Genomic DNA, 26,016 nt, shown 5'->3' on the forward strand with positions numbered 1-26,016 from the left:
CTGTGCGACGGCCCATCGCCCCGCATCGAAAGGTGGTATCCGGTGAACCGAGTACGGTTCCTCGCCGCGGTCGTCCCGTCCCTGCTGGTGGCCGCGCTCGCCGGAGCCGTCGCGGCCGCGCCGGCCGCGGCCGATCCGCTGCCGAAGCCCCCGCAGCCCGTCCCGCACTGCTTCGGATCCGACGGGACGGACCTCAACGAGCTCTACGACGTCACGCTGCGCATCGTGGGTCCGCCCGCCTGCCGTGAGATCTACGCCAAGGAGAAGTGGGTCCGGACCGCGCCCGGCTGGACCACGGCGGCCGGCGCCGGGGTGGCGGTCTATCCGGAGGGCTACGTGCCGTCCCGTCCCGATCCGATCGACGACTTCGACTCCAAGTTCGTCAGCGCCACCTTCGTCCTCGACATCGGCACACCGCAGGAGAAGCGCCGGACGTTCAAGAAGAAGGAGATTCTGCGGACCGGGTTCTTCGACGCGGACGGGCATCCGTTCTCGGCCGTCGTCTCGCCGCCCTTCAAGGCGCCGGACCTCGGCCCGCACACCCAAACCGTCTTCTTCACCCTGAAGGCCGAGCACTGTGACGGCCTCGGGACGGTCACGGAGGACAACTGCCTGCCGGGCGGCACCTTCGACTACACGGGCGACGTCCCCGTCACCGTGATCCCGAGGCCCGACCGCTAGGCCGTCAGGCGAGCGAGTCGATCCACGATCCAGCGCTCCAGGCGGCGCCCCTCCGAGGCCATCAGCTCCGGATCGCGGAAGGTGTTCGTGAGCAGCGAGACGCCCTGGTACGAGGCGATCAGGGCGACCGCGAGCTCGCGCGCGTCGGAGGTCCGGCCCAGCGTGAGGAACTGCTGCTCGGCCCAGTCGAGCAGCACCCGCATGACCTGGGCGAGGGACCGGTCGAGCTCGTCGTCGCGCTTATCCAGCTCGGAGGCGAGCGAGCCGGTGGGGGCAGCCGTAGCGGGCGGTGAGCTCGCGCTGCTCGACCCAGCCGGAGAGGAGGGCCTTGAGGCGGTCCGGCCGTCGAGCGGATCCTCGGCCGGGCCGGTTGCCGGGCCGGTTGCCCGGAGGGGTGAGGACGGGGCGAAGGGCGGGCAGTGCGGGCCTTCCGGCCCTCCGGCGGCGGACGTAGGTCCCTGTCCGTGGGCCTTCCGCCCCGGGGAGACTGCGCAGCATGGACACTCTGGATTCGGTGATCGTCAACGTCAACGATCACCTCTGGACCTACCTGCTGATTCCGCTGGTGGTCGGTGCGGGCCTGTACTTCACGGTCCGGTCCCGGGGTGTGCAGCTGCGCCTGCTTCCCGAGATGTTCCGGGTGGTGAAGGAGAAGACCCCGCCGCGCGCCGACGGCCGCAAGCAGGTCTCGTCCTTCGGCGCCTTCACGATCTCCGCCGCCGCGCGCGTCGGTACCGGCAACATCGCCGGTGTCGCCGCCGCCATCACCCTGGGCGGCGCGGGCGCCGTCTTCTGGATGTGGATGATGGCGCTGATCGGCGCCGCCTCCGCCTTCGTGGAATCGGCCCTCGCCCAGCTCTACAAGGTGCGCAATGCCACCGGCGCCTACCGGGGCGGCCCGGCGTACTACATGCAGCGGGCGCTCGGTAGACGCTGGCTCGGGGTGCTCTTCGCGGTGACGATCACCGTCACCTTCGGCTTCGTCTTCAACGCCGTGCAGTCCCACACCATCACCGCCGTCGCCTCCGGCTCACTGGCCGACGCGGACGGGTCGAACTGGTTCGGCCCCTCGCTCGGAGTGCTGCTGGCGGCCCTGCTGGGCCTGACCGTCTTCGGCGGGGTCAAGCGGATCTCGTCCGTCACCACCGTCCTGGTGCCGGTGATGGCGATCGTCTACCTGCTGCTCGGCGCGGCGGTGGTCCTCCTCAACGTCACCGAGTTCCCCCGGGTCGTCGCGGACATCGTCGGCGGCGCCTTCGGCTTCCGCGAGCTGGCGGCCGGCGGTATCGGCGCGGCCATCCAGCAGGGCATCCGGCGCGGCATGTTCTCCAACGAGGCGGGCCTGGGCTCCGCCCCGAACGCGGGCGCCGCCGCCGAGGTCTCGCACCCGGTCAAGCAGGGCCTCGTACAGTCCCTGGGCGTCTTCTTCGACACCCTCCTCGTGTGCACGATGACGGCCTTCATCGTCCTCGTCACCGACCCGGAGCTGTCGGGCCGCCAGGGCGCGGACCTGACGCAGACGGCGCTGAGCGACACGCTGGGCGCGTGGGCCGGGCACCTCCTGACCGTGGTGGTCTTCATGCTCGCCTTCAGCAGCATGATCGGGAACTACTACTACGGCGAGACCAACATCCAGTTCATCACCCGCAAGCGGTGGGTCCTGCCGGGATACCGGGCGCTGGTCCTGTCGGCGGTCGTCCTGGGCTCGCTGGGCTCGGTGTCGATCGTCTGGAACCTGGCGGACGTGTTCATGGGCTTCATGGCCCTGATCAACCTCGCCGCGATCATCCCGCTGTCGGCCATCGCCTTCCGCCTCCTGGACGACTACCTCGCCCAGCGCCGGGCGGGCCTGGAGCCGCTCTTCACCCGGGACCGCATGCCGGACCTGAAGGGCGTCCAGTGCTGGGACCCGGTCCGCACGACGGTCCCGTCGTCGGCGGCTCCGGAACGGGTGTAACGGGGCCCATCGGCGCGGAGGTTACTGCGTGCGCCACTCGATCGTGCTCGTCGTGGAGATCACCTCCAGGAGCAACGCCGAGGACGACCGGACTCCCGGAGCCCTTCGCGCTGACGCTGGACACGGGCGGCTTCCCTCATTGACCCGGGGCAGGTCGGGGCCGGGCTAGAAGGCCGGGCCGGAGACGGCGACCGGTCCGTCCTCCTCGACCGATGTGACGACCGCCGTCGCCCGCAGGGACTCGACCTGGTCGGGGGAGAGGCGGGCGCTGAAGCCGTTCAGGGCGTGGCGGTAGACGTGGAGCGGGGTGATCCCGTAGGCGTCCGCGACGGCGGCGGGGTCGAGGCCGCGGTGCACGGTGACGATGTACGTCGGCCAGTCGGCCGGGGCCGTACGGGACGCGGGAGCCGCGGGGCCGGTGGCGGGGGCGAGCGGGGCGGCGTGCGCGGGCAGGGCGGCCGCGGCGGCCAGGGCGAGGGCGGCGAGGGTCGTCGGCAGGGTCCAGCTCGTACGAGTGCGCATGGGGGCGAGGCCACCACGTAGGGCCCGCCCGGTCAACGACGCGCGGCGGCGCGGCGGCCGCGGGCGGTGGTGAACGGGGAGAACCGTGCGTGCGCCCCTCGCCGGATGCCCGCGCGGCGGCTTCCGTACGGGTGAACCTGCCGCTGCGCGCCGCCCCGGAGCGAGATCGTCCGCGCAGGTCGGGGGAGTGCGGGGGGAGCACGGGGGAGTAGGGGACGGAACTTTCTTCAGTCGGCACGGGGACCAGTTCGCAGCGGGCTGCCGCGCGGCCGGACGGCGGGACGATCCGGTCAAGGCCCCGGGCCGGCCCGCCGATGAAGGGGAGAGCCGCGCTCCGGGACGGGCTGCGCGTCAGCGTCCCCGCCGACCGGGGGCGGCTGCCGCATGCCGCCCTCCACCCTTCGGAGTCCCCTCGATGCCTTCCATGTCCTCCATGTCCTCGACGTGCTCGAAGTCCCTGCGCCCGCTCGCCCGCGCCGCCACCGCCGCCCTGCTCGCCCTCATCCCGGTCGCCGCCGGCACCGCGTCCGCCGCCGCGCCGGAGCCCACCCCGGTCCCGCTGACCGTCTCGGCCCACGCCATCCCCGGCCAGTACATCGTGACGCTGGAGCCGGGCTACGACCCGGCCAAGGTGGCGGAGCGGCTGGGCCTCAAGCCGAAGTTCCTCTACACCCGGGCCATGAACGGCTTCGCCGTCCCCATGACCGCGCTCCAGCTGGAGATCGCCCGCGTCAGTCCGGGCGTGAAGTCGGTCGAGGCGGACGCGAAGGTCTCGGCCCCGTCGAGGGTGCCGACGACGGCCGCCGCCCTGCGCGGGCCGTCCGCCTCCTGGGGGCTGGACCGGATCGACCAGAAGGAACTGCCGCTCGACAACACCTTCACCACCCAGGGCAACGGCGCCGGGGTGACCGCGTACGTCCTCGACACGGGCATCGACTACAAGCACGACGAGTTCGGCGGCCGGGCCACTTTCGGCTTCGACGCGATCAAGGACGGCCGCGACGGCCAGGACTGCAGCGGCCACGGCACGCACGTGGCGGGCACGATCGCCGGCACGACGTACGGGGTGGCGCGCAAGGCCTCCTTGGTCAGCGTCCGCGTCCTCAACTGCGAGGGCACGGGCGACTTCTCCGGGATCATCGCGGGCCTGGACTGGGTGGCCAGGAACGCCAAGCAGCCCGCGGTCCTCAACGGCTCCCTCGGCGGCGACAAGTCCACGGTCCTCAACGACGCGGCGGACGCCGTCACGGACGCGGGCGTCCTGCCGGTCTTCGCGGCGGGCAACTCCGCGAAGGACGCCTGCGGCGTCTCGCCCGCGTCGGCGGGGAAGGTGGTCACGGTCGCGGCGAGCAACCAGTGGGACGAGGAGACCAGCTTCTCCAACTGGGGCGGGTGCGTGAGCCTGTACGCCCCCGGAGAGGCGATCGTCTCCGCGAAGCTGGGCGGCGGCAGCCTGGCCGAGAACGGCACGTCCATGGCCGCACCGCACGTCGCGGGCGTGGCCGTCCTCTACAAGCAGGCGAACCCGGCCGCGACGCCGCAGGACATCGCCGCATACCTGGACGACGAGTCCACGAAGGACGTCCTGAAGAGCGTCAGCACGTCCTCTCCGAACCGTCTGCTGTTCACCAACGGCCTCTGACCCCACAGCCGGACGGCGCGAGGGGCCGCGGCGCTCACGCGGCGGCGCGGTTCCAGCGCATCCGCGACCACGGCAGGGCCAGGTCGCTCCGGTCGGTCACCTCGCGCGGGGCGAGGTCGGCGATCGGCGCGGCCTCGCGGTGCCTCGCGTAGACGGTGTCGACGTAGCGGTGGCCCGTGTCGGGGGCGATGAAGAGGACCGTGCGGTGGGGTGAGCGCTCGCGCTCGTGGCGGGCCGCGAGGTAGCCCGCGCCGGTCGAGAGCCCGGCGAAGACCGCGTGCCGCCGCAGCAGGTCGACGCTGCCGGCGAGGGCGGCCTCGAAGGAGACCCAGTGCAGGGTGTCGTACAGCGCGTGGGAGACGTTCCCGAAGGGGATGGAGCTGCCGATCCCCGCGATGATCATCTCGGTGTCGGAGACGTGCTCGGAGCCGAAGGTGACGCTGCCGTACGGCTGGACGCCGACGAGCTCGACATCGGCCGTGCCGGCGCAGTCGCCGGTCCCCTCGCGGAGGTAGCGGGTCAGGGCGCCGGTGGACGCGCCCGAGCCGACCCCGCCGACGACGGTGAGCCCGTCCGTGCCGGTGGCCTCGCGGATCCGGTCGGCGATCGCGCGGTAGCCGAGGTAGTGGACGTCGTCGTGGTACTGGCGCATCCAGTGGTACTCGGGGTGTGCGGCGAGGATCTCGTGGATCCGTTCGACCCGCCGCTTCTGGTCGAGCTTCAGGTCGCTGCACGGCTCCATCTGCTCCAGCGTCGCCCCGAGGACCGCCAGCTGGGTCCGCAGCGTGTGGTCCACCGTGGCCGAGCCGACGATGTGGCAGCGCAGGCCGTACCGGTGACAGGTCAGGGCCAGGGCGTACGCGTAGATGCCGCTGGAGCTGTCCAGCAGGGTGTCCCCGCGGCGCACGACGCCGGTGTCGAGCAGGTGGCGTACGGCCGCGAGGGCGGAGACCACCTTCATCGTTTCAAAGCGCAGGCAGACGAGCCGGTCGTCGAGGCGTATCAGGTCCGGCCGGCCGATCGACTCCGCGATGTGCTGGTCCATGGTTCGGGATCTCCTTGGGCAGGGGGTCTGTGGTTCCGGCGAAGGTCGTGAAGGTGCGGGTGGCGGGGATGCCGTGGGCCTCCAGGGCGCGCAGGCAGCCGCGGACGCGGCGGCGCAGCCCCGGTACGGCCGGATCGAAGAGCACGCCCGCCACCGCGCCGCTGTGCGCGATCTGCACGCCGACCGCCCCGACCCGGCGGGCGAGGGCGGCCAGCGCGTCGAACTCCGGGTGGCCGAGCACCCGCTGGCCGCGCCGCGCGCTGGCGGTGGCGACCGCGCCGAGCAGCTCCGTGTCGCCGGTTGCCACGGCCCGGCGCAGCAGGGCGCGCAGCCGCTCGTAGGCCCGTACGTCGCCGTCCCCGACGTCGGCCGCCGGCAGGGACAGGGTGTCGACGGGGGCGCCCCCGCCGAGGGCGCAGCCCACCACGACCAGCGGCGGCAGGGCCGGGCCGAGGACCTCCAGGACGCGGCCCTCCCGCTGGGCGAACAGCACCGGGCGGCCGCCCAGCATCAGCGGGTCGGAGGCGAGTTCGGCCCGTACGGCCAGCCCGGCGACCGTCGAGGGGTCCAGCCGCAGCCCGTACGAGTCCGCGACCGCGCGCACGGCTGCGATCACGTCGCTGCTGGAGCTGCCCATGCCCAGGCCCACCGGTATCTCGCCGGTGAGCCGCAAGTCCCCGCCGCAGGGCGGCTGGCCGGTCCGCCGCGCGCACTCGGCGACCGCGAGGGCCGCGGCCCGCGCCGCCTTCGTACGGTCGGCGGGTGCGACGGTGAGGGCCCCGGGCACCGCGCCGGGACGGCGGACGAAGGCGGCGCTGCTGCCGGGGCCCGCCATGGGGAGGGTGACCAGTCCGGCGCACCGGTGCCCCGCGCCGTCGAGGAAGACGCCCTGGAGGATCTCGCCGTGGTGGCAGGGGGCCTGCCCGGTGCCGGCGGGGAGGTCCCCGGCACCGGGCACGGCCGGTCGGGCGGCGGCGCGGGCGGCGCGGGGAGCGCCGGGCATCACGCGCCGCCCGCCGTCCGGTAGCGGTACAGGACCGTCTCCTCGGCGCTGAACTGGGAGAAGGGGAAGGGCTCCGCGGACAGGGCGGTCACCCCGGAGCCGAGGAAGGCGCGGGCCACGGCGCTGCCGGTCTGCGCGTAGACGACCAGCGGGATGCCCCGGGACCGGCAGCGCTCCAGGATGGTGTCGAAGGAGCCGTTGCTCAGGGTCATTCCGGTGGCGACGACGGCCTGCGCGCGCTCCAGTACCTCGTGCATGTCATCGGTGACCGGGTCGCCCCACTGGGTGGCCTTGAGATTGAGGTCGCACGGCAGGGGCCGGCCGCCGCGCTCGCGGATCGCCGCCACCAGCGGGTTGACGACGCCGATGAGTCCGACCTCGGCGCCCTCCTCGATGTCCAGCAGTCCGGCGATGGCCGCGTCGCGGGCCCTGGCGCGGGTCTCCGGGGTGCCGGTGGGGAGGGTGACGGGTTCGGCGTCGCCCTCCTCGGCCGCCACGCGGTGCGGGCGGGTCTCGGAGAGGTAGGCGTCGAGGGCGGCGATCCGCAGCGGGCGCGGGGCCTCGCGCAGGAGGACGTCGAGCGGGGTGCCGGAGGAGTCGCGGCAGATCGACGGGTCGATCTCGCCGGCCTCGAAGGCACAGCCGCCGAAGGAGCCGCCGAGGCGGACCAGGACGTACTGGTTGAGGTAGGTGGTGTCGCCGCCGGCCAGGCGGGTGCCGTGGTGGATCCAGAACACGCTGGTCGCGACGAGTCCGGAGGGCAGCGGGCCGTGCTCGCCGGCCAGTACGGCCTCGATGAGCGCGTCGACGGAGGGGGTGACGGAGGGGGTGAGGGACGGGGTGAGGGACGGGGTGACGGACGGTGCGGGGGTGTTCGGTGTCATGGGTTTCCTCTTCACAGGGCGGGTCGGGGTGCCGGCGTCGGTGTCTGCGTCCGCGCGCCGAGCGGTCCGCGGTAGCTGACCTGGAGGTGTCCGAGGCCGTCGGCGGTGAGTTCGGCGTCCACCTCGAAGACCTCGGCGAGCCGCTGGGCCGTCAGGACGGCGGCGGGCGGGCCGGACGCGATCAGGCGGCCGTGGTGCAGGAGCAGCAGCCGGTCGCAGTACCGGGCGGCGAGGGACAGGTCGTGCAGCGCGACCAGGACCGTCTGGCCGGTGCCGGCCAGCAGTTCCATCAGTTCGAGCTGGTGCTTCACGTCGAGGTGGTTCGTGGGCTCGTCGAGCAGGAGCCCGGACGGCTGCTGGGCCAGGGCGCGGGCGAGGTGGGTGCGCTGGCGTTCGCCGCCCGACAGCGCCTTCCAGGGGCGGCCGGCGAGCGCGGTGAGTCCTACGCGTTCCAGCGCGGCGGCGACCACGGCCCGGTCGGTCGCGTCGGGCCCGCGCCAGCGGTCGCGGAACGGGGTCCGTCCCAGGCCCACGATGTCGGCGACGGGCAGATCGCTGTCCGCGCCCGCGTCCTGCGCGACGAAGGCGACGTGCCGGGCGATCCTGCGCGCGCTCCAGTCGCGTACGGACTCCCCGTCGTACCGGACCGCGCCCGCGTCGGGAGCCCGCAGGCCGGCCAGGCAGCGCAGCAGCGAGGACTTGCCCGAGCCGTTGGGGCCGAGCAGCCCGACGGTCTCGCCGGTGGCGATGTCGGCGCTGACCTCGCGCACGACCGGGGTGCCCGCCACGGACCAGCTCACGGCTTCGGCGGTGATCCTCACAGCTCACCCCGCTTGCGCAGGACCAGGAGGAAGATCGGTACGCCGAGCAGCGCGGTGATCACGCCGACGGGAACCTCGCGCGCGCCGAAGGCGATCCGCGCCAGGGCGTCCGTCCACACCAGGAACACCGCGCCCGCCAGCGCCGTGTACGGGAGCAGCACCCGGTGCAGCGGTCCGACGAGGAACCGCGCCCCGTGGGGGACGATCAGCCCGACGAAGCCGATGGCGCCTACGGTGGCCACCGCCACCGCGGTCAGCACGGCGGTGACCACGAGCAGCAGCATCCGCGTGTGCCGTACCTCGATTCCGAGGGAGGCGGCGGTGTCGGTGCCGAAGGCGAGTCCGTCGAGGGCGTTGGAGCAGAGCCAGGCCGCCGCCAGGCCCAGCGGAGTGACGAGCGCGCAGACGGCGACGGTGTCCCAGCGGGCCGGTGCCATGGAGCCCAGGAGCCAGTGGGTGACGGCCCGCGTGGTGTCCGCGTCCGCCGAGGCCATCAGGACGAGCGAGGTCAGCGCGGTGAAGAGCTGCCCGATGACCACGCCGGTGAGGACGATGCGGACCGAGTCCAGACCGGTGCGCCGCAGGAGCAGCAGGAGCAGCCCGAAGGAGAGCAGCGCGCCCGCGAGCGCTCCGCCGGTGACGCCGAGGGTGTTGGCGCCGATCCCGAGGACGACCACGGTGACGGCTCCCGCGGACGCGCCCGAGGAGACGCCGAGCAGGTAGGGGTCGGCGAGGGTGTTGCGGGTGACGGCCTGGAGCACCGCTCCGCACACGGCGAGCGAGGCTCCGACGAGGGCGGCCATCAGCACGCGGGGCAGCCTCAGGTCCCAGACGAGCGAGTCCAGCAGCGGGGGCAACGGCTGCACGTCCAGGCCGAGTCGGGCACCGAAGACGCGGGCGAGGCCGGTCCAGCCCACGTCGGCGGCGCCGATGCGCACGGCTGCCGCCACCGAGGCGGCGAGGACGGCCGCGGCGAGGAGGAAGAGGCCCGCCCCGGCCGCCGGGGACCGGCGGGCGGCCGGGCCCGCCGGGGCCACCGGATCGGCGGCCGCCTTACCGGTGGCCGGCGGATCGGCGGCCGCCCGCCCGGTGGCCGGCGGATCAGCGGACATATCCGAGGTCCTTCATGCCGGCCGCCAGCAGTCCCAGGGCGTGCACGGAGCGCACCGAGGGGTCCAGTTCGATGCCGGGCACTTCGAGGATCTTGTTGTCGCGGACGGCGGCGAGCTTGGAGACGACCGGGTGCCCGGTCATGGTGGCGCGCTTCTCGGCGGCGCTGTCGCCGGGCCGCCCGCGCTCGGACAGGTCGCCGATCACGATGAAGTCGGGGTCGCGCTCGGCGACTTCCTCCCAGGAGACCTCCGGCCAGTCCTCGTCGACGTCGTCGAAGGCGTTCTTCGCGCCGACGATCCGGCTCATCTCGCTGGGCAGGCCGGTCCTGCCCGCCACGTACGGCATGCCGTTGAAGACGGAGTAGAGGTAGACGACGGTGGGCCGGTCGGCGCCCCCGGTGCCCCCGGTGAGTTTCGAGGCGGTCTCCCCTGCCTTGGCGACGGCGGTGCGCTGGTCGGCGACGAGCTTGCCGGCCCGCTCCTCGGCGCCGAAGACCTTGCCGAGGTTCTCGTAGTCGGAGAAGAGGAGCTCGAAGGGGGTCCGGCCGGCCGGGTTCTGTGCGGGGCAGTCCACGGCGCTGACGAAGGTCGGGACCTTGAGGGCGTCCAGTTCCTCGCGGGTGCCGGCCCGGTCCTTGGTGAAGAGGTCCGCGGAGCCGCCGACGACGAAGTCGGGTGTGGCGGAGCGCAGTTGCTCACCGGTCGCGATCTTCGGGGCGATGACCGGGATCTTGGCGTACGCGGCTTCGTAGGGGGCGGGGATCTTCGTCTTGAGGTTGGCGGTTCCCGCCATCGAGTCCTGGAGTCCGAGTTCGAGCAGGGTCTCGGTCGAGGTCTGGTCCAGGGCGACGGCCCGCTTCGGCGGCGCGGCGAAGGTCGCCTTGCGGCCGCAGCTCGTCAGGGAGGACGACGGGGCGGCCGCGGTGCCGGGTTCGGCGTCCGGGGAGGAGTCGTTGCCGGCGGGTGCGGCGCAGGCCGCGGTGGCGAGGGCGATGGTCAGGGCGATGCCGAGGCGAGCGGGGTGGCGCATGGGTTCTCCGGTCTGGGCAGGGCGGGTGTGGGCGCGTGTGGGCGTTGTCGTGCACCGGGCAAGAGCGCCGCGTTCGAAGGGTACTGTAATGGTATTCATTTTCATTAAGAAACCCCGGGGCGGTTCGTCGAGCCCCCACCCCACCCCCAAGGAGCAATCCCACCGTGGCGACCACACCTATGCCCCCGGCAGCCAAGTCCGTTGACCCGCCAGCGCGTTCGATCCTTCTCGACGTCCCGTTCCTGCGCCTGTGGGCGGGCACCACCGCCTCCGGTCTCGCGACCTGGGCCCTGCCCTTCGTCCTCGGGCTCGCCGTCCTCCACCGCGACCTGAGCGCCGCCGGCCTCGGCCTCGTCCTCGCCGCGCGCACGGTCGGCTTCCTCGCCGCCGTCACCGTCGGCGGCGTCCTGGCCGACCGGCACTCCCGCCGCGCGGTCGTCCTCTGGTCGGCCCTGGCGGCCGCGGTCGCAGCCCCCCTCCTCGCGGCCGGGCTGGGCCGCTCGCTCCTGCTGATGACGGCCGCAGCCGCCCTCGCCGGAGCCGGACAGGGCGCCTGCCGACCGGCGTTCCAGGCCCTGACCGCCGAGACCGTCGACCCCGGGCGCCGCCAGCAGGCCAACGCCGCCATGACCATGGCCGTACGCGGTTCCACGCTCGCGGGACCGGCCCTGACCGCGCTGCTCGCGGCCTTCCTCGACGTCTGGACCCTGCTCCTCGGCATCGGCCTGCTCTGGCTGGTCGCCGCGCTGGTCCCGGGCACGGGCCAGGGGGCCGCCCCCGCGGTGGATGCCGCCGCCGGGCCGGCGCCGCGCGCGCGTTTCCGTACCGAGTTCCTGGAGGGCGTACGGGAAGCACGCCGCCATCCCTGGTTCCTCGCCGGACTGGCCGCGCTCGTCGCGGTCATCGCCCTCGGCTACTCCGCCACCAGCGTCGCCCTGCCCCTGATCAGCCGGGACCGCTACGACAGCGAATGGGTGCTCGCCGCGGCCATGACGGCGTACATAGTGGGCGCCCTCGGCGGAGCCCTGCTCATCGCCCGCTGGCGGCCGCGCTCACAGGGGTGGGCCGCCTTCGCGGGGCTCGCGGCGTACGGGTTCGCCCCGCTGAGCCTGATGCTGCCCGTGCCCCCGGGGGTGGTCGTCGCCGCCTACGCCGTCGCCGGGATCGGGATCGAGCTCTTCAACGTGCCCTGGTTCACCGCCACCCAGCGCGAGGTCGCCCCGGACCGGCTGGCCCGCGTCTCCTCGCTGGACTTCCTCGTCTCCTACGGCCTGGCCCCCGTCGGCCTCGCCCTGATCGCCCCTGCCATCGACGCCTTCGGCGTCACGCCCGTCCTCGGCGTCTGCGCGGCCGCGTGCTTCCTCGTACCGGCGGCGGCGGCCCTGGTGCCGACCGCGCGGCACTTCGCGCGGACGGCGCCGGAGGCGCGGGCGGACACGCCCTAGAACCAGGGGCGGGCGTCGGGTGTGGGCAGCGGGCGGAGCGTCGGCCAGCGTGCGAGGAGGCGGTCGGCCAGGTCGGAGCTGAGACGGCCGAGAGCGTGCAGGTGGTCGTGGTCGCGGGTCATGCCGGCGACCACGCCCAGGCGGTGGACGAGTCGCTCGCGGGCGGTGACGTAACCCCACTCGAAGTCCTCGACGGGCACCCGGGCGAGCTGGTCGGCCGTCCCGCGGTGGGCCCGCTCGACGAGCGCGTCGCCCTGGATCAGCCAGCCCGCGCACGCGTCGGCGAGGTCACCCGGCACGTCCCTCCCGGTGAGACCGCGCCAGGTGGACCGGTAGACGTCCTCGACCTCGGTGAGGGGGGCCGCGGTGACCGACAGGGCACACCAGCAGGTGGGGAAGCCGATGCGGAAGTAGGCCAGTTCGACCAGGCCGTTGCCGAGCGAGGCCCGCTCGAAGTCGACGAAGCGGATGCCGTCGGCGTTGCGCAGGTCATTGCCGGGGCAGGGGTCGCCGTGCAGCAGTGAATGGTGCGGGGTCGGGTCCAACCGCTTCAGTAGCCCGCCGAGTTCATCGGGGACCGTGGACGGTACGGGCACGTCGAGCGCCCTGGCCAGGGCGAGGAAGGACTCCGCGTCGCCGGCCGTGGGCCCCGACGAGGCCGGCAGGGCGCCCGCGTCGGCGGGCCCGGTCAGGGAGTGCAGCCGCGCGAGCGACTCGGCGTACGCGGGCATCCAGTCGCCCGTCTCGCCGAGGTCGGCCAGGTACTCCAGGACGATCACGCGGGAGGGCGGATCCGTGGCGAGCACCGCGGGAGCCACGGCGGGTCCGGAGCCCCGCCCCGCCAGGCGCAGCCCGGCGAGCTCCCGCGCGAAGCGGGCGTCCGCGTCGGCGGCGGTGTCCCCGGCGTCGGTGATCTGCTTGACGATCACCGGCTGCCCGTGGGCGGGCTGCACCCACCACACCCGTGACCGCGGACTGCTGTCGAGGAGCTTGCTCTCCTTGGGGGTGCCCACGGTGGAGAGCAGCGCCTCGCTGAACGGAAGCCTGTTCGACATGCCGACGAGCGTAGCCCCAGGGGCCTCAGTTGAGGGCGGAGATAAAGGCGGACCAGGCGGGGGCGCCGAAGGTGAGGTGGGGGCCGTCGGGGACCTTGGAATCGCGGACGGGGACGATGCCGGGGTGGCCGTCGGAGACTTCGAGGCAGTCGCCGCCGTCGCCTGCGCTGTGGGTGGACTTGCGCCAGGTGGCCATCTCCAGGCAGTCGCCGCCGTCACCGCCGCTGTAGCTGGATTTGTGCCATGTGGCAGTCGAGATGTCGTACTCAGGCCTGCTCGTCATGTGCGTAATCCTCCGCCACCGATTCGATCAAGGCCAGTGATTCACGTGGTGCCAGCGCACTGGCGGTGAGGAGATCGTAGGTCAGGAAATGGCGCGCCACCGTGGCTGGATCGTCTAGGAGAAGCCCTGTTGTGTGGCCTGCGAGATAGGCGAGCGGGGGTGCGTCTTCGAACGACATCAGCTTGAGCGGGCCGTCCATGGTCGCGTGAGCGCCCGCACTGAACGGGAGTACCTGGACGATGATCCGATGCGACCGGATCAGGTCCGCAAGGTGCCGCAACGCCTCGGCCATCACCGACCGGCTCCCGATGACCCGGCGCAGCACCGCCTCGTCGAGCACGCACCACAACAACGGGGTTGTTGGGTCTGCGAGGAGGGCCGCGCGGGCCAGCCGGGCTTCGACCAGGGCGTCGATGGCTGCCTCCGTCGCCGTCGGCTGGTAGGCGCGGAAGACGGCTCGGGCGTAGGCCTCCTTCTGGAGGAGGCCCGGGATCAGCAGGGGCGCGTACTCCCGGATGGCCTTCGCCAGGCCCTCGGCCTCGGCGGCCTCCGTGAAGTGGTCGGGGTACTTGAACTTCGTCACGGCTTGGCAGTTGCGGGTGAAGAAGTCGTCCGTACCGAGGATGGTGTCTATCTGGCGGCCCAGTTCCACCGTCATCCGGCGCGTACCCGCTTCGAGTTGGCCGATGAAGGAGCCGCTGACGAAGAGGGGCTCGCCGAGTTTGTCCTGACTGAGGCCGGCCCTTTTGCGGGCCACGCGCAGTTCGGCGCCGAGCATGGTGCGGGGTGAGGAGAACGGGTCGACGTCTCCGGAATCGGGCACGGCAACTCCCCTGACAACAGGTGCGGGTGTTGGAGTCTGGCCCTTGAAGGCTAGCCAGCCCGTCGCCACTCTGAGTACTGAACTCAACTACTCAGAGCGAAAGGTGACATTGCAAATGGTGCTCACGCCGAAGGAACGGATGCTGGCGGCCGAGGAGGCCGTGGGGCAGTTGAAGGCGGCGCTGACGGACGTCGGGGTGGTGTTCCCCTCGCTCGGGGTGGACGGGGTGTCCGCGGCGGGATCGTACGGGCTGCCGCTGGTCGACCTGGGGCGCTGCAACCTGGACACCGCGCTACGGCTGGCCGCCGTACTGCACGAGCGGGCCCACCCCTGAGGGATCGTCGAGGCGGACGGTCAGGCGCGGGAGGAACCAGCCGATGAGCGGGCCCGTGCACAGGGCGACCAGCACGGTGCCGAGGCCGAGGGTGCCGCCGAGCAGCCAGCCGAGCCCGGCCACGGACACCTCGATGCCGGTGCGCACCACCGCGACGGGCAGGCGGGTGAGCCGGACGAGTCCGGTCATGATGCCGTCGCGCGGGCCCGAGCCGAACTGCGCGCCGAGGTAGAGCGCGTCGAAGAAGCCGAGGGCGACCAGGCCGAGGGCGAGGTACGCGAGTGAGGCGACCGTTCCCTCGGGGGCGGGGAGCACGGCGGCGGTGGCGTCGGCGGCGAAGCCCACGATCGCGACGTTGAGGACGGTGCCGAGCCCGGGGAGCTCGCGCAGCGGGATCCAGGCGAGGAGCACCAGGAGCGAGATCAGGTTGGTGGCCCAGCCGAAGGAGATGCCGAGGGACTTGGCCGTGCCGTCGGTGAGCACGCTCCAGCTCGCCGTGCCGAGGCCGGACTCGACGAGCACCATGACGGCGGCGCCGTAGCCCGCGAGGCCGAGCAGGAGTTGGGGGACGCGGCGCGCGGTGCGACCCGCCCGGAGCTGGGCGAAGGCGTTCATGCGGGGCGGGTGGGCGGCGGGAGCGGGAGCGGGGGCAGGTGCGGGTGCGGGAGCGGGAGCGGGGTGGGGCATGGGTTCAGCCTCAGGCGGATCTGGACCTGGATTCCATAGCCAGATTGCTTAGCCTGGTCCGATGAAGATCAGCGCGCACGCGGTCGGACGCATGGTGGGGACCTGGCAGGAGGGGTCCGGGCCGGCGCACCAGCGGCTCTCCGACCGGCTGCGGCTGCTGATCCTGGACGGGCGGCTCTGCCTCGGGGCGGCGCTGCCGGGCGAACGCGATCTGGCCACGGCGCTCGGTACGAGCAGGACCACGGTCGGAGCCGCGTACCGCACGCTGGTGGACCACGGGTACCTGGCCACCAGGGAGCGCGCGAGGGCCACCGTACGGCTCCCGCACGAGGACCCGGCGCCCGCCCGACGCCGGGCCGGGACGGACGCGGAGGCCATCGACCTGTCCTTCGCCGCGCCGCCCGCGCCCTCCGAGATCCTCCACGCCGCTTTCGCGACGGCGCTGGAGCGGCTGCCGCTGCACTTCGAACGGCACGGGTACGACCGGTACGGCACGGTGGAGCTGCGCGAGGCGGTTGCCGGGTGGTACGGGCGCCGGGGGCTGCCCACTTCCCCCGACCACGTCATGATCACCAATGGTGCGCAGCACGCGATCGGTCTGCTCGCGCGCACGCTGCTGTCGCCGCGCGACTCGGTGCTGATCGACCACCCCACCTATCCGCACGCGATCAGGGCGTTCACCGACGCGCGGGCCCGGCTCCTGCCGGTGGCGGTGGGCCCGTCCGGCTGGGACGTGCCACAACTCCTCGCGGCGTCACGGTCCGCGCAATTGGCCTACCTGATCCCGGACTTCCACAACCCGACCGGGATGTACATGTCCGCGGGCGTGCGCCGGAGCCTGCGGCCGGCCTGCCCCACGATCATCGACGAGACCCTGGCCGACCTGGGGCTGGCGGCGGCAGGGGACGCGGACCCGGACCCGGACCCGGCCCTGGACCCGGCCCCGGACGCGGAGCCCTTCGCCGCCCACCACCCCACCGCCGTCAGCGTCGGCTCGGTGTCCAAGAGCATCTGGGGCGGCCTGCGCATCGGCTGGATCCGCGCCGTGCCCGCGCTGCTGGAGCGCGTCGCGCGGGCCCGCCCGGCGACGGATCTCGGTACCCCGGTGGTGGAACAGCTGGCCACGGCGGCACTCCTGAACGCCGGTCAGACGCGGCGGCCCGAGGCTCTCCGTCAACTGCGGGCCCAGCAGGACTCCTTGCTGGCAGCGCTGGCCGAGCACCTGCCGGAGGTCCACGCGCCGCGGGCGGCGGGCGGAGTGACGCTCTGGGCGCGGTTCCCGGAGCCGGTCGCCTCGCGGCTGGCGGCGATCGCGCCGGACCACGGGGTGACGATCGCGGCGGGGCCGCAGTTCGGGGTCGGCGGCGCGTTCGAACGCCACGTCCGCCTCCCGTACACGCTCCCGCCGCCCCGGCTCACCGAGGCCGTCCGACGCCTGGCGGCCGCCCACCGGGCCCTCACGGCGGGCGCCGCCGGAACCCACACCCCGGCCCCGGTGGCCTGAGCACCGTTGGGCCGTGACGGTGGCCGTCTCCGGCCGTTCGGGGGAACGACGGGGTCCGGTCCGGCCGTGCTGCCGCCCGGCGTGGGCATCGTGGGGGAAACGAAAGAGGGACGCGATGCCGCTCTATCTGTCGAGGTTCAGCTACACGCCGGAGACCTGGGCGAGGCTGATGGGCCACCCCGAGGACCGCGCGCAGGCCGCCCGGTCGTACATCGAGTCCGTCGGAGGGAAGCTGCACGGCTTCTGGTACGCCTTCGGCACGCACGACGGCTACAACCTCTGGGAAGCCCCGGACGACGTGTCCATGGCCGCGGTCGCCCTGGCGATCAGCGGGGGCGGTGCGCTCAGCTCGTTCGAGACGACCGTTCTGATGAGCGTCGAGGACACGCTGGAGGCCCTGCGCCGGGCCGAGCAGATCCGGTACCGGCCTCCGGGCGCGTCCGAGACGTCGTGAAGCCGGGGATCGGAGACCTCTAGACCTTCACGGCGGCGAGGCGCGTGCCGCACAGCGCGGTGCGGTTCTCGGGGTCGGAGGTGAGGACGGTGACCGGGCCGGGCGCCGCGAGTGCGGTGGCGACGAGCTCCGCCAGGTCGCTCGATGGGGTGACGGCCTGCCCTCAGTCCGTGCTCAGGCGGGCGTGGAGGTGTTCGTCGTGCCAGCCGTCCGCGTGGAGGAGGGCGCCGCGCATGGTGCCCTCCAGGGGGTAGCCGGCCTTCAGGGCGACGTGGCAGGAGGCCGGGTTGGCCACGGAGTGGGTGATGCGCACGCGGTGCAGGCCGAGTTCCCCGAACGCCCAGCGGGTCAGGACGGACAGGCCTTCGGCGGTGGCTCCGGCGCCGCGGCCGGCCGGGAGCAGCCAGTACATGAACTCGCCGCTGCCACCCGGCAGATCGAGGTCGGCGAGGCCGATCAGGCCGACCGCGGGGCCGCCGTCGGCGGCGCCGGGGGCGAGGGCCCAGACCGCCGAGCGTTCCGCGTGCCAGCGTTCGCGCCAGCGGGCGATGCGGGTGACGGCCCGCGCCTCGGTGAGGGGGTCGGGGCGGTTCCAGTGGCGGATGTCCGGATCGGCGTACGCGGCCACGAGCGCGGGGGCGTCGTAGGGCTCCCAGGGGCGCAGGTGCAGCCCGCAGGGGAGGGCGTACGAGGGCTGGTCGAGCGCGGCCATCCGGCCCGGCGGAACCACGGGCGGTATGGGGGCGATCGGGTGTTCGGTCGGCACGTTGGTCATCGGATCATGATCGCCCCATGGCGGAACGCAGGGGTGCCCGTGCCCGGGTGCACGGGTCCGCGGCGCGGAAGCGGGCGAGGAGTTCGCGGCCCTGGGGGGACTCGGGGTCGAAGAACTGCTGGTCCGGGCCGCGCGTGACGGACGGGCCGTGGAGGCGGGCCTCGTGGCAGTTGAAGCAGAACTGGACCTCGACCAGTGCGGTGGCGGTGACGGCTTCGGCGGGAAGCTGCATGTCCACAGTCTCCCCGCCGGTGTCATCGCCGGTCAGCCGGTCAGCCGGTCGGCCGGTCGGCCGGTCAGGCCAGCGCCGGTTCCTTCTCGGATTCGGGCTCGGGCTTCGGCTTGGCGGCCTGCGCCGGCTCCGTGTCCGGGCCGGTGTTGAAATCGGCCAGCATCTGCCGGGTGAAGCCGAAGAAGTAGGTGGCGGCGAAGCCCACGAGGTAGCCGACGGCCAGGCCGCCCGCGTAGATCGCGATGGTCGTCCCCATGCCCGACTTGCCGTCCAGCAGCGGGAACAGCGCCCAGCCCGAGGGGCCGATGGCGGTGGAGCCGAAGGCGGTGCCGAGCTGGTTGAAGAGGCCTACGAAGGCTCCGCCCGCGGCGCCGCCGATGCATGCGGTGATGAAGGGGCGGCCCAGGGGCAGGGAGACGCCGTAGATCAGCGGTTCGCCCACGCCGAGGAAGCCGGCCGGGAGGGCGGACTTGATGGTGGCGCGGATCGAGCGGTTGCGCGGGAGCTTGTAGTAGACGGCGATGGCCGCGCCGACCTGGCCCGCGCCCGCCATGGCGAGGATGGGGAGCAGGACGGTGTAGCCGGTCTGCTCGATCAGGGTGGTGTGGATGGGGATCAGGGCCTGGTGCAGGCCCAGCATGACCAGCGGGAGGAAGAGTCCGCCGAGGACCAGGCCGGCGAAGGCGCCGCCGGTGGCGAGCAGCCAGGTGGCGAAGGTGCCGATGGCGCTGGAGACCTCACCGGCGACGAACATCAGGCCGAAGAGGGTGACGAGGCCGGAGATCAGCACCGTGAGGGTGGGGGTGACCAGGACGTCGAGGGCCTCGGGGACCCACTTGCGGCACCACTTCTCCACCTGGACGGCGAGCAGCGCGGCCGCCAGTGCGCCGAGCACTCCGCCCTGGCCGGGGGAGAGCTGCTGGCCGAAGGCGTCGATCTTCGCGACGCCCGGGAAGACGATGATCGCGGCGACCGCGCCGCCGAGGACGGGCGTGCCGCCGAACTCCTTGGCCGTGTTGTAGCCGACGAAGACCGCGATCAGGGACATGAAGCCGCTCGCGATCGCGGCGAGTGCGGGGACCACGGCCGGCACCCAGCCCATGTTGGTCAGGAATCCGTTCAGCCCGGCGATGATGCCGCAGCCGATCAGGGCCGGGATCAGCGGGACGAAGATGTTCGCGATGCGCCGCAGGAACAGCTTGAAGGGGGTGGAGTTCTTCGCCTTCCGGGCGTTCTTGATGGCCGCGCCCTGGGCGGCGAGTTCCTCGGCGGTCACGGTGCGGCTGTCCGCCGCGCGGGTGCTCGCCGTGTGGGTGTCCGCCGTGTGCGTGTCGGCCGTGTGCGTGTCGGCCGTGTGCGTGTCGGCCGTCCGGGGAGCCGCGGGCGCGGCCGCGCGGCCTTCCTCGACCAGGGCCTCGAACTCGGGCGTGACGCGGGCGACGGTGCCCGGTCCCAGCACGATCTGGTACGTGTCGTCCTCGACGACGCCCATCACGGCGGGGAGGGCCCTGAGGGCCTCGTCCTGGACCAGGGAGCGGTCGCGCAGGGTGATGCGCAGCCGGGTCATGCAGTGAGCGATGGACAGGACGTTGTCAGGACCGCCGACCAGGGGAAGGATCGCGGCGGCTGTGGCGCGGTTCTTGTCAGTGGGCATGGTGGTGTTCGCCTTGCTGCTGGGGGTCAGCGGGGAGTGGGCGCGGACTGACGCGGGGTCTGGGTGAGGGCGGCCCGGAGGTGGCCCCGGGAGGCGGTGAGGAGTTCGGCGGCCGTGGGGCCGTCGACTCCGCCGAGGATGACGAGGATGGCCTGCTTGACCTCGCCGCCGGCGGCGGTGAGCGCGGCCTCGATCTCGGCGTCGGGGGCGCCGGTGGCCAGCGAGACGATGCGGCGGGCGCGGGCGCGCAGCTTCTCGTTGGAGGAGCGCATGTCGACCATCAGGTTTCCGTACGTCTTGCCGAGCCGGATCATCGTGAGGGTCGAGATGAGGTTGAGGACGAGCTTCTGCGCGGTGCCGGCCTTCAACCGGGTCGATCCGGTGAGGAGTTCGGGGCCGACGACCACCTCGATGCCGTGGTCGGCGGCGGCGGCCAGTGCGGAGCCGGCGTTGCAGGACAGGCCGACGGTGAGCGCCCCGCGGGCGTGGGCGAACTCGACGGCGCCGATCGCGTACGGGGTGCGCCCGGAGGCGGAGATCCCGATGACGGTGTCCTGCGCGGTCAGGGCCAGCGCGGTCAGGTCCTCGGCGGCCAGCTCCTTGGAGTCCTCGGCGCCCTCGACGGCCTTGACCATGGCGGAGGGGCCGCCCGCGATCAGGCCGACGACCTCGGAGGGGTCGGTGTTGAAGGTGGGCGGGCACTCGCTGGCGTCCAGTACGCCCATCCGGCCGGCGGTGCCGGCGCCCGCGTAGATCAGGCGTCCGCCGCGGGCCATCCGCTCGGCGATCCCGTCGATGGCGGCGGCGATCGTCTCCAGTTCGCCGGCGACGGCGGCCGGGACGGTGGCGTCCTCGGCGTTCATCAGGCGGGCGATCTCCAGGGTGGGCAGCCGGTCGATCCCGGCCAGTTCGGGGCGGAAGGCCTCGGTGGTCAAGGTGGCGAGCTGGGCGCGGAGTTCGGCGTACGCGGTCATGGGCTTCGGCTCCTGGGCTACGGGCTGCTAGCGGGTGGTGCTGCCCCGCTTGGCGGTGGGTACGGAGGTGTGGTGGCGGGGCGCGAGTGCCTCGTACGAGGCTGCGAGCGCGGGCGCCGCCGTCTCGTAGGTCTGCTGGGCGACGCCCACGAACAGGCAGTCCACGACGAGGAGCTGGCTGGTCCGGCTCGACATGGCCGCCGGGCGCAGCTGGGTCTCGCGGGCGGCGGAGGTGGCCAGCACGAGGTCGGCGTAGTGGACGACGGGGGAGCCCGCGCGGGCCGTCAGCGCGAGGGTGGTGGCGCCGTGTTCGAAGGCGGTCCGCAGGGGGTCGATGACGTCGCCGGTGCCGCCGGAGTGCGTGATGGCGACGGCCACGTCGCCGGGCCGCAGCAGCACGGCGGTGGTGACGGCCAGGTGGGGGTCGCCGGGTGCGTGGGCGATCAGGCCGATGCGCGACAGCTTCTGCGCGAGGTCCTGGGCGACGAGGCCGGAGGCGCCGACGCCGTAGATCTCGATGCGGCGGGCGCCCGCGAGGGCGGCGACGGCGGAGCCGAGGGTGGCGACGTCGAGTCCGGCGGCGGTGTCGGTGAGGGTCTGCGCCTCCTCCTGGGCCAGCTTGGCGACCACGTCGGCGAGGGAGTCGTCGACGGCTATGTCCACGGTGACGGCGGGGGCCGCGCCGGTCTCCTGCTGGGCGGCGAGCGCGGCGAGCGCGAGGCGCAGGTCGCGGTAGCCGGGGTAGCCGAGGAGGCGGGCGGTGCGGACGACGGTGGCCTCGCTGGTGCCGGTGCGGGCGGCGAGGTCGCTGACGGTGAGCGCGGCGCAGGCCGCGGGGTCCTCGGCGACGGCCTCGGCGACGGCCTGCATGGAGCGGGTCATCGAGGGGCCGAGGCTGCGGACGCGGGCCCGCAGCGCGGCGGGGGCGGGGACGGGGACGGCCGGGTCCACGCCTGCGCTGAAGGTTTCCTTCATCTTCTTGCTCACCCTTGAAACTTATTTTCAGAGGGGTGGGGGCGTCAAGACGCCATGAGTCACCGGTGAAAGAGGACCTTCGCCACCTGGCCCGTCCGGGTCCACAATGACTCCATGGACCACGCGACCCCCCCAGCCCCCCTTGAACAGGCGCTGCACGCCGCACGCGCCCTGGTACTCGCCGATCTCGTCGCGGGCGAGGTCGCCGATGCCGATGTCGTCTCCCTCGTCGAGGACGCGGTCACCCACCGCCGGTGGTGGGTGGAGGAGTGGCCCGAGGGTGTCGACTACCTCGCCGGACTCGTCGCCCAGGACGTGAAGGACGCGCTGCTGGAGAAGTACGGGCGCTGGCCGCTGTGCCCGGTCTGCGGCCACGGCGAGCCGCACGCGCTGGACGTGGAGCCCGAGCTCGGACCGGACCCGATGTGGGTGTGCTCGGAGGCCGGCGTGCGGGTGGCGCCGGTGGGCGGCCTGGGACCGGTCCTCGGCGGCCCCGGCTCCGCCTTCGGGTACGGCGAATGAGCCGCCGGTGACGGTGTACATCGACCCGCCCGACTGGCCGGGTCACGGCCGCATGTGGTCGCACCTGGTCAGCGACACCTCGTTCGAGGAACTACATGCCTTCGCGGCATCGATCGGCTGCCCGCCGAAGGCCTTCGAGCGAGACCACTACGACGTCCCCGAGCAGCGCTACGCGGACGCGGTGGCCGCGGGCGCGGTGGAGATCGGCAGCAAGGAACTGGTCCGGAGACTGACGGCGGCCGGCCTGCGCCGGCCCAAGGGCCGTCCGGCGGCGTAGCCGGCGGCCCGGTCCCGGCGGGCGTGCGGTCCCCGGTGGGCCTGCGGTGCCCCTCGACCGCCAGCCCGTGGTGTTCATGGGGTCGGAGGGCGAGGTCGGCCTGGTCGCCGGTGACCTGTCCGGATTCCTGTGGGTGCTCGCGGACGGCTTCGGGCCCCGGGAGGCGGCCCTGTACGCGGAGTGGACGGCTGGATCCGCTGGAGCGGCTAGATCGGCTGATCCGCGACGGCGGGTTCCGTGGCCGGCCGGGCTGCCGCCGAGCCGGCCACCACGCGGGTGGGGACCTTCGTACGGCGGTCCAGGCGCAGCGCCACGAGGCCCAGGGCGATGGCGGTGACGGTCATCGCGCCGCCCGCCCAGGCGGTGGCGGAGTAGCCGTACCCGGCGTCGATGACGGTGCCGCCGAGCCAGGGGCCGCCGGTGTTGCCGAGGTTGAAGGCGGCCGTGGTGGTCGCGCCGGCCAGGGTCGGGGCGGCGCCCGCGACGTTGAACATGCGGGCGTTGAGCGCCGGGGCGGTGAAGAACGCCGAGAAGCCGATCAGGAACGAGAGGGCGATCGCGGCCGCCGCCGTGGAGGCCAGCAGGGCCAGCGCCGCCAGGAAGGCGGTGGAGGCGGTGATGCCCCACAGCATGACCCCGAAGAGGTGCGCGTCGGCGATCCGCCCGCCCACCGTGGTGCCCACCAGCGCGCCGATCCCGAAGAGGCCGAGGATCCAGGGGACCCACCGCGAATCGAGCCCGGCCACGTCCGTGAGCAGCGGCGACAGGTAGCTGAAGGCGCAGAAGACGCCGCCCGCGGCGAGCGCCGTGACGCCGATCGACAGCCACACCTGGCGGTCGCGGTAGATGCGCAGCTCGCGCGCGAGCGTCGGCTTCTCGGCGGGCAGCGGGATCTTCGGGATCAGCGCGAGGATGCCGAGGAGCGCTATGGCAGAGGCCGCGCCGACCGCCCAGAACGCGGAACGCCAGCCCAGCTGCTCACCGAGGAACGCGCCGGCCGGGACGCCGAGGACGTTGGCGATGGACAGCCCGCCGATCATGACGGCCATCGCGCGGGCCCGCTGGTGCTGCTCGACCATGGCGATGGCCACGGCGGCGCCGACCGCCCAGAAGCCGGCGCAGGCGAGCGCGGAGACGATGCGGGAGGCGAAGAGCAGCTCGTACGAGGGGGCCAGCGCGCCCGCGACCTGTCCGAGGCCGAAGAGGCTGATCAGCGAGAGCAGCGTGGTGCGCCGGGGCAGCCGCAGCGTGGCGACGGCGAGCAGGGGCGCTCCGACGACCATGCCGATCGCGAAGGCGGATATGAGCAGGCCCGCCTGGGGGATGGTGACGCCCATGTCCTCGGCGATGGGGGGCAGGAGCCCGGAGAGCATGAACTCGCTGGTACCGAGTGCGAAGACGGAGAGGCCGAGGATGTAGACGGCGACGGGCATGCGGGTGCGTTCGGCTGCTGCGGGCATGAACTACCTCAACCGCGACGAACGGGATCACATTCCCGGGCTATGCGCAGGGCCCCCGAGGTCCGCGAGCTCGGCGGCCAGGTTCGCGCGGGCCGGGGCCTCCCAGTGCGCAGCCCCGTAGGCGGTGCGGAAGAGGCGGGGCAGCTCCAGCAGCTGGCGCAGCACGGCGGCCCGGCCCGCGCGGAAGGCCTCGTCGGGGACGAAGCCGTACTCGGCGCGGACGGCTGCCGCGTAGGCGGCGTACTCCTGCGCCGTGCCCGCCAGGACGCCCAGGTCGGCGTCGCAGAGCAGCTCGCCGTTGGCGTCGCCGGGCGCGGGGTCGTGGGTGATCGTGAGGCGGACGAGGCGGGCCACCTCGGCGGTGCGGGCGTCGTCGATGCCGAGCTCGGGCAGGGCGCGCTCGGCGAGGGCGGCGCTGCGCTCCTCGTTCTCGGAGCGGTCGGGCCGGTAGACGGCGTCGTGGAACCAGGCGGCGAGCTCGACGGCGGCGAGGTCCGCCCGGTCTCCCTCCCCCTCCCCCTGTGGCGCCCCGGCGAGTACGTCGATGCGTGCGAGTACGTCGGCCAGGTGCGCGGTGGTGTGGTACCTGCGCTGCGGCTCGGCCCAGGCGCTGAGGAGGCGGTCGGCGTAGGGGGACGGGTCCAGGCCGGGGGTGGCTCCGGCGGCGACGGTGGTGGCGTGCCAGCGGGCGCGGAGGTTCTGCTCGCGGTGCGTGTCGGACGTCATGGCGGATGTCATGCGCACATTGTGGTGGTGGCGTGATTGTGCTGGTGAAGGGCGGGTGGAGGCCCGTACCCTGGATATTGGACTAGACCTATTTTCCAATGCGGGACGAAGGATGGGATTACATGAGCAACCGTGCGCTCCTGGAGGTGATCGCCCTCGACGTGGAGGACGCGGTCGCGGCCCAGGCCGGTGGGGCGGACCGACTCGAACTGGTCACCGACATGGCCGCCGACGGGCTCACCCCGTCGCGCGAGACCTTCGCGGCGATCCGGGCGGCGGTCGACATCCGGCTGCGCGTGATGCTCCGGAAGGCGGACGGCTTCTCGGCGGGCTCCGCGCAGGACGTGGACCGCCTGGTGGAAGGGGCGCGGGCGCTGCGCGCCGAGGGGGCCGAGGAATTCGTCCTGGGCTTCCTGAACCCCGACGGCAGCCCCGACCTCACCGCCGTCGAGGCGGTCGTCGCGGAGCTCGGCGGCTGCGGGTGGACGTTCCACCGCGCGATCGACCGGGCCGCGGACCGTGACCAGCTCCGCAAGGCGGTCGCGGACCTGCCCGGGCTCGACACCTACCTGACCGCGGGCGCGGCCGGCGGGGTCGACGAGGGCCTGCCGGTGCTGCTGGCGGAGGCCGCGAAGGCGGGTGCCCCCGGCTACGAGCCGCGCATCCTGGTGGGCGGCGGCCTGGCCCTCTCCCACCTCCCGGTGCTCCGCGCAGCGGGCATCGACGCCTTCCACATCGGCGGCGCGGCCCGCCCGGACGGCTGGGACCGGCCGGTGTCGCCTTCGGCGGTCACGGCGTGGCGGGCGGCGCTGGGCTAGGCCTGGGCTGCGGGTGGGCCGGTGCCGGGGTCGGGGTGGGGTGTCGGCCTGGACTGCATGATTTAGGCGCCCTGTGTCGGCCTTCGACAGTTGTGGGGGTGCTCTCGCGCCACAAATCACGCTTTACGTCCAGGCCGACACCCCACCCCGCCCCCGTCCCCGGCCGGGGCCATGTCCGGCTCCGTCGGGGGGCTTCTCGGCCGTTCGCCGTCTCAGGTGCTTTCAGCCGTCCGGCGCTTCAGGTGCTTTCAGCCGTCCGGCGTTTGAGGACCGGGGTCTGGGGCGGAGCCCCAGGGGGCCCGGGGGCCCGTCCTCTCCCCA

29 protein-coding genes and 2 pseudogenes are annotated in these 26,016 nt (G+C 73.4%); 11 read left to right on the forward strand and 20 right to left on the reverse strand.

Annotated elements, in window-relative coordinates; all coding sequences use genetic code 11:
• The first annotated feature begins 42 nt into the window (after positions 1-42).
• The gene (locus ABZY57_RS05660; protein WP_356508441.1) at positions 43-681 is read left to right on the forward strand and encodes a hypothetical protein; all 639 of its coding nucleotides are present in this window, start codon (positions 43-45) and stop codon (positions 679-681) included.
• Here ABZY57_RS05660 and ABZY57_RS05665 read toward each other — a convergent pair.
• Positions 678-884, reverse strand: coding sequence for a hypothetical protein (locus ABZY57_RS05665; RefSeq protein WP_356508443.1), 207 nt, complete (start codon positions 882-884; stop codon positions 678-680). The two genes, ABZY57_RS05660 and ABZY57_RS05665, sit on opposite strands and share 4 nt — an antisense overlap.
• Positions 885-1,177: 293 nt before the next feature.
• Between ABZY57_RS05665 and ABZY57_RS05670 the strand changes: the two genes are divergently transcribed.
• The gene (locus ABZY57_RS05670; RefSeq protein WP_356508445.1) at positions 1,178-2,638 is read left to right on the forward strand and encodes an alanine/glycine:cation symporter family protein; all 1,461 of its coding nucleotides are present in this window, start codon (positions 1,178-1,180) and stop codon (positions 2,636-2,638) included.
• 165 nt (positions 2,639-2,803) lie between these two features.
• Here the strand turns inward: ABZY57_RS05670 and ABZY57_RS05675 are convergent, their stop codons facing one another.
• On the reverse strand, positions 2,804-3,160 hold the full coding sequence (locus ABZY57_RS05675; protein ID WP_356508447.1) for a protease inhibitor I9 family protein: 357 nt from the start codon (positions 3,158-3,160) through the stop codon (positions 2,804-2,806).
• A 433-nt stretch (positions 3,161-3,593) separates the two neighbouring features.
• On the opposite strand from ABZY57_RS05675, the gene ABZY57_RS05680 reads away from it, so the two are divergent.
• The gene (locus ABZY57_RS05680) at positions 3,594-4,802 is read left to right on the forward strand and encodes a S8 family serine peptidase (protein WP_356508449.1); all 1,209 of its coding nucleotides are present in this window, start codon (positions 3,594-3,596) and stop codon (positions 4,800-4,802) included.
• A gap of 34 nt (positions 4,803-4,836) precedes the next feature.
• On the opposite strand, the gene ABZY57_RS05685 is transcribed toward ABZY57_RS05680, so the two are convergent.
• Genes ABZY57_RS05685 through ABZY57_RS05710 form a run of 6 tightly spaced genes read right to left on the reverse strand, consistent with a single transcriptional unit; the run spans position 4,837 to position 10,697 of the window.
• A complete protein-coding gene (locus ABZY57_RS05685) occupies positions 4,837-5,847 on the reverse strand; it encodes a pyridoxal-phosphate dependent enzyme (protein ID WP_356508451.1) in 1,011 nt (336 codons plus the stop codon).
• Entirely contained in the window at positions 5,768-6,850 is a 1,083-nt protein-coding gene (locus tag ABZY57_RS05690) for a GHMP kinase (RefSeq protein ID WP_356508453.1), read from the reverse strand. Before ABZY57_RS05690 ends, ABZY57_RS05685 begins: the two co-directional genes overlap by 80 nt.
• Positions 6,850-7,734: a DUF364 domain-containing protein gene (locus ABZY57_RS05695; RefSeq protein ID WP_356508455.1), complete on the reverse strand. Its 885-nt coding sequence runs from the start codon at positions 7,732-7,734 to the stop codon at positions 6,850-6,852. Before ABZY57_RS05695 ends, ABZY57_RS05690 begins: the two co-directional genes overlap by 1 nt.
• Before the next feature lie 11 nt (positions 7,735-7,745).
• Complete coding sequence (locus ABZY57_RS05700; protein ID WP_356508457.1) at positions 7,746-8,534, reverse strand: ABC transporter ATP-binding protein; 789 nt, start codon at positions 8,532-8,534, stop codon at positions 7,746-7,748.
• A 17-nt stretch (positions 8,535-8,551) separates the two neighbouring features.
• Positions 8,552-9,667: an iron ABC transporter permease gene (locus tag ABZY57_RS05705; RefSeq protein WP_356508459.1), complete on the reverse strand. Its 1,116-nt coding sequence runs from the start codon at positions 9,665-9,667 to the stop codon at positions 8,552-8,554.
• Positions 9,657-10,697 carry an ABC transporter substrate-binding protein gene (locus ABZY57_RS05710; protein WP_356508461.1) on the reverse strand — a complete coding sequence of 347 codons (1,041 nt, stop codon included), beginning with the start codon at positions 10,695-10,697 and terminating at the stop codon, positions 9,657-9,659. Before ABZY57_RS05710 ends, ABZY57_RS05705 begins: the two co-directional genes overlap by 11 nt.
• Positions 10,698-10,861: 164 nt before the next feature.
• On the opposite strand from ABZY57_RS05710, the gene ABZY57_RS05715 reads away from it, so the two are divergent.
• Positions 10,862-12,142: an MFS transporter gene (locus tag ABZY57_RS05715; protein ID WP_356508463.1), complete on the forward strand. Its 1,281-nt coding sequence runs from the start codon at positions 10,862-10,864 to the stop codon at positions 12,140-12,142.
• On the opposite strand, the gene ABZY57_RS05720 is transcribed toward ABZY57_RS05715, so the two are convergent.
• From ABZY57_RS05720 to ABZY57_RS05730, 3 genes are read right to left on the reverse strand one after another with little or no spacing between them, the layout of a single operon-like run.
• Positions 12,139-13,197 (reverse strand): phosphotransferase, encoded by a 1,059-nt coding sequence (locus tag ABZY57_RS05720; RefSeq protein ID WP_356508465.1) that lies wholly within the window; start codon positions 13,195-13,197, stop codon positions 12,139-12,141. The genes ABZY57_RS05715 and ABZY57_RS05720 overlap by 4 nt on opposite strands.
• A 25-nt stretch (positions 13,198-13,222) precedes the next feature.
• Positions 13,223-13,480 (reverse strand): DUF397 domain-containing protein, encoded by a 258-nt coding sequence (locus ABZY57_RS05725; protein WP_356508467.1) that lies wholly within the window; start codon positions 13,478-13,480, stop codon positions 13,223-13,225.
• Positions 13,464-14,303, reverse strand: a complete 840-nt coding sequence (locus tag ABZY57_RS05730) for a helix-turn-helix transcriptional regulator (protein WP_356508469.1) — start codon at positions 14,301-14,303, stop codon at positions 13,464-13,466. The genes ABZY57_RS05725 and ABZY57_RS05730 overlap by 17 nt, the downstream gene beginning before the upstream one ends.
• 115 nt (positions 14,304-14,418) lie before the next feature.
• Here ABZY57_RS05730 and ABZY57_RS05735 point away from each other — a divergent pair, with 115 nt between their 5' ends.
• A complete protein-coding gene (locus ABZY57_RS05735) occupies positions 14,419-14,637 on the forward strand; it encodes a hypothetical protein (RefSeq protein WP_356508471.1) in 219 nt (72 codons plus the stop codon).
• Here the strand turns inward: ABZY57_RS05735 and ABZY57_RS05740 are convergent.
• Positions 14,596-15,324: a hypothetical protein gene (locus tag ABZY57_RS05740; RefSeq protein ID WP_356508473.1), complete on the reverse strand. Its 729-nt coding sequence runs from the start codon at positions 15,322-15,324 to the stop codon at positions 14,596-14,598. The genes ABZY57_RS05735 and ABZY57_RS05740 overlap by 42 nt on opposite strands.
• Positions 15,325-15,385: 61 nt before the next feature.
• Here ABZY57_RS05740 and ABZY57_RS05745 point away from each other — a divergent pair, with 61 nt between their 5' ends.
• Positions 15,386-16,828, forward strand: coding sequence for a PLP-dependent aminotransferase family protein (locus ABZY57_RS05745; protein WP_356508475.1), 1,443 nt, complete (start codon positions 15,386-15,388; stop codon positions 16,826-16,828).
• 115 nt (positions 16,829-16,943) lie between these two features.
• Complete coding sequence (locus ABZY57_RS05750) at positions 16,944-17,282, forward strand: GYD domain-containing protein (RefSeq protein ID WP_356508477.1); 339 nt, start codon at positions 16,944-16,946, stop codon at positions 17,280-17,282.
• Positions 17,283-17,301: 19 nt separating this feature from the next.
• Here the strand turns inward: ABZY57_RS05750 and ABZY57_RS05755 are convergent.
• The 6 genes and pseudogenes from ABZY57_RS05755 to ABZY57_RS05780 all read right to left on the reverse strand — a co-directional run.
• A pseudogene (locus ABZY57_RS05755) lies at positions 17,302-17,415 on the reverse strand (DNA-binding protein); the annotation flags it as partial.
• Positions 17,416-17,445: 30 nt separating this feature from the next.
• Positions 17,446-18,057, reverse strand: coding sequence for a GNAT family N-acetyltransferase (locus tag ABZY57_RS05760; protein ID WP_356508479.1), 612 nt, complete (start codon positions 18,055-18,057; stop codon positions 17,446-17,448).
• A gap of 4 nt (positions 18,058-18,061) precedes the next feature.
• Positions 18,062-18,289, reverse strand: a complete 228-nt coding sequence (locus ABZY57_RS05765; protein WP_356508481.1) for a hypothetical protein — start codon at positions 18,287-18,289, stop codon at positions 18,062-18,064.
• 64 nt (positions 18,290-18,353) lie between these two features.
• Positions 18,354-19,943, reverse strand: a complete 1,590-nt coding sequence (locus ABZY57_RS05770) for a PTS transporter subunit EIIC (protein ID WP_356508483.1) — start codon at positions 19,941-19,943, stop codon at positions 18,354-18,356.
• A gap of 26 nt (positions 19,944-19,969) precedes the next feature.
• The gene (murQ, locus tag ABZY57_RS05775) at positions 19,970-20,917 is read right to left on the reverse strand and encodes an N-acetylmuramic acid 6-phosphate etherase (protein ID WP_356508485.1); all 948 of its coding nucleotides are present in this window, start codon (positions 20,915-20,917) and stop codon (positions 19,970-19,972) included.
• A gap of 27 nt (positions 20,918-20,944) precedes the next feature.
• Positions 20,945-21,892, reverse strand: a complete 948-nt coding sequence (locus tag ABZY57_RS05780; protein WP_356508510.1) for a MurR/RpiR family transcriptional regulator — start codon at positions 21,890-21,892, stop codon at positions 20,945-20,947.
• A 114-nt stretch (positions 21,893-22,006) separates the two neighbouring features.
• Between ABZY57_RS05780 and ABZY57_RS05785 the strand changes: the two genes are divergently transcribed.
• From ABZY57_RS05785 to ABZY57_RS05795, 3 genes and pseudogenes are all read left to right on the forward strand, one after another.
• Positions 22,007-22,414 (forward strand): hypothetical protein, encoded by a 408-nt coding sequence (locus ABZY57_RS05785; RefSeq protein ID WP_356508487.1) that lies wholly within the window; start codon positions 22,007-22,009, stop codon positions 22,412-22,414.
• Between the two features lie 7 nt (positions 22,415-22,421).
• Positions 22,422-22,691, forward strand: a complete 270-nt coding sequence (locus ABZY57_RS05790; protein WP_356508489.1) for a DUF4031 domain-containing protein — start codon at positions 22,422-22,424, stop codon at positions 22,689-22,691.
• Between the two features lie 49 nt (positions 22,692-22,740).
• Positions 22,741-22,854: pseudogene (locus ABZY57_RS05795) on the forward strand (SMI1/KNR4 family protein); the annotation flags it as partial.
• Positions 22,855-22,897: 43 nt separating this feature from the next.
• Here ABZY57_RS05795 and ABZY57_RS05800 read toward each other — a convergent pair.
• Positions 22,898-24,124 carry a Cmx/CmrA family chloramphenicol efflux MFS transporter gene (locus ABZY57_RS05800; RefSeq protein WP_356508512.1) on the reverse strand — a complete coding sequence of 409 codons (1,227 nt, stop codon included), beginning with the start codon at positions 24,122-24,124 and terminating at the stop codon, positions 22,898-22,900.
• A gap of 54 nt (positions 24,125-24,178) precedes the next feature.
• Positions 24,179-24,889, reverse strand: a complete 711-nt coding sequence (locus tag ABZY57_RS05805) for a hypothetical protein (RefSeq protein ID WP_356508491.1) — start codon at positions 24,887-24,889, stop codon at positions 24,179-24,181.
• Between the two features lie 110 nt (positions 24,890-24,999).
• Between ABZY57_RS05805 and ABZY57_RS05810 the strand changes: the two genes are divergently transcribed.
• A complete protein-coding gene (locus ABZY57_RS05810; RefSeq protein ID WP_356508493.1) occupies positions 25,000-25,695 on the forward strand; it encodes a copper homeostasis protein CutC in 696 nt (231 codons plus the stop codon).
• Positions 25,696-26,016: the final 321 nt, after the last annotated feature.

The organism is Streptomyces sp. NPDC006450, from assembly GCF_040612195.1.
In the GTDB taxonomy this organism is placed as follows: Bacteria; Actinomycetota; Actinomycetes; order Streptomycetales; family Streptomycetaceae; genus Streptomyces.

Excerpts from the sequence above, each read along its gene's own strand:
- ABZY57_RS05720 (WP_356508465.1), bottom strand. The coding sequence starts at position 13,197 with ATGTCGAACAGGCTTCCGTTCAGCGAGGCGCTGCTCTCCACCGTGGGC.
- ABZY57_RS05750 (WP_356508477.1), top strand. The coding sequence starts at position 16,944 with ATGCCGCTCTATCTGTCGAGGTTCAGCTACACGCCGGAGACCTGGGCG.
- ABZY57_RS05765 (WP_356508481.1), bottom strand. The coding sequence starts at position 18,289 with ATGCAGCTTCCCGCCGAAGCCGTCACCGCCACCGCACTGGTCGAGGTC.
- ABZY57_RS05695 (WP_356508455.1), bottom strand. The coding sequence starts at position 7,734 with ATGACACCGAACACCCCCGCACCGTCCGTCACCCCGTCCCTCACCCCG.
- ABZY57_RS05710 (WP_356508461.1), bottom strand. The coding sequence starts at position 10,697 with ATGCGCCACCCCGCTCGCCTCGGCATCGCCCTGACCATCGCCCTCGCC.
- ABZY57_RS05770 (WP_356508483.1), bottom strand. The coding sequence starts at position 19,943 with ATGCCCACTGACAAGAACCGCGCCACAGCCGCCGCGATCCTTCCCCTG.
- ABZY57_RS05735 (WP_356508471.1), top strand. The coding sequence starts at position 14,419 with ATGGTGCTCACGCCGAAGGAACGGATGCTGGCGGCCGAGGAGGCCGTG.
- ABZY57_RS05780 (WP_356508510.1), bottom strand. The coding sequence starts at position 21,892 with ATGAAGGAAACCTTCAGCGCAGGCGTGGACCCGGCCGTCCCCGTCCCC.
- ABZY57_RS05785 (WP_356508487.1), top strand. The coding sequence starts at position 22,007 with ATGGACCACGCGACCCCCCCAGCCCCCCTTGAACAGGCGCTGCACGCC.
- ABZY57_RS05670 (WP_356508445.1), top strand. The coding sequence starts at position 1,178 with ATGGACACTCTGGATTCGGTGATCGTCAACGTCAACGATCACCTCTGG.
- ABZY57_RS05685 (WP_356508451.1), bottom strand. The coding sequence starts at position 5,847 with ATGGACCAGCACATCGCGGAGTCGATCGGCCGGCCGGACCTGATACGC.
- murQ (WP_356508485.1), bottom strand. The coding sequence starts at position 20,917 with ATGACCGCGTACGCCGAACTCCGCGCCCAGCTCGCCACCTTGACCACC.
- ABZY57_RS05745 (WP_356508475.1), top strand. The coding sequence starts at position 15,386 with ATGAAGATCAGCGCGCACGCGGTCGGACGCATGGTGGGGACCTGGCAG.
- ABZY57_RS05725 (WP_356508467.1), bottom strand. The coding sequence starts at position 13,480 with ATGACGAGCAGGCCTGAGTACGACATCTCGACTGCCACATGGCACAAA.
- ABZY57_RS05800 (WP_356508512.1), bottom strand. The coding sequence starts at position 24,124 with ATGCCCGTCGCCGTCTACATCCTCGGCCTCTCCGTCTTCGCACTCGGT.
- ABZY57_RS05680 (WP_356508449.1), top strand. The coding sequence starts at position 3,594 with ATGTCCTCGACGTGCTCGAAGTCCCTGCGCCCGCTCGCCCGCGCCGCC.
- ABZY57_RS05665 (WP_356508443.1), bottom strand. The coding sequence starts at position 884 with ATGCGGGTGCTGCTCGACTGGGCCGAGCAGCAGTTCCTCACGCTGGGC.
- ABZY57_RS05810 (WP_356508493.1), top strand. The coding sequence starts at position 25,000 with ATGAGCAACCGTGCGCTCCTGGAGGTGATCGCCCTCGACGTGGAGGAC.
- ABZY57_RS05760 (WP_356508479.1), bottom strand. The coding sequence starts at position 18,057 with ATGACCAACGTGCCGACCGAACACCCGATCGCCCCCATACCGCCCGTG.
- ABZY57_RS05740 (WP_356508473.1), bottom strand. The coding sequence starts at position 15,324 with ATGCCCCACCCCGCTCCCGCTCCCGCACCCGCACCTGCCCCCGCTCCC.
- ABZY57_RS05805 (WP_356508491.1), bottom strand. The coding sequence starts at position 24,889 with ATGACATCCGCCATGACGTCCGACACGCACCGCGAGCAGAACCTCCGC.
- ABZY57_RS05690 (WP_356508453.1), bottom strand. The coding sequence starts at position 6,850 with ATGCCCGGCGCTCCCCGCGCCGCCCGCGCCGCCGCCCGACCGGCCGTG.
- ABZY57_RS05705 (WP_356508459.1), bottom strand. The coding sequence starts at position 9,667 with ATGTCCGCTGATCCGCCGGCCACCGGGCGGGCGGCCGCCGATCCGCCG.
- ABZY57_RS05675 (WP_356508447.1), bottom strand. The coding sequence starts at position 3,160 with ATGCGCACTCGTACGAGCTGGACCCTGCCGACGACCCTCGCCGCCCTC.